The organism is Clostridium sp. ZBS15 (assembly GCF_023845705.1).
Classification (GTDB): domain Bacteria; phylum Bacillota; class Clostridia; order Clostridiales; family Clostridiaceae; genus Clostridium; species Clostridium aquiflavi.
In genome coordinates, this window is record NZ_JAMQHY010000230.1 from 1 (window position 1) to 270 (window position 270).

The following is a 270-nucleotide window of genomic DNA, read 5'->3' on the forward strand; positions in this document are numbered from 1 at the left end:
CAACCTTTATTACAGGTTTTAGTCAGCAAAATATGGAATGGTTTGCTGAACATGGAGATGGATGGATGTATTATCCACGTAGTCCGGTGCATCAGGCGGTAGCAATTGGACAATGGAGAGAACTAGTAGAGGATTATCATCCAGATGTATTCAAACCATTTATACAACCGATGCATTTAGATTTATCTGAAGATCCAAATGAACGTCCTACACCGATACGTTTAGGTTACCGTACAGGGCGTAAGGCACTAATTGAATTACTTGATATAT

At 39.3% G+C, this 270-nt stretch carries 1 protein-coding gene; it reads left to right on the plus strand.

Annotation, left to right across the window (positions count from 1 at the left end):
• Window positions 1-86: 86 nt before the first annotated feature.
• A partial coding sequence (locus NG904_RS17145; protein WP_252232955.1) for a hypothetical protein occupies window positions 87-270 on the plus strand: 184 nt, incomplete at its 3' end.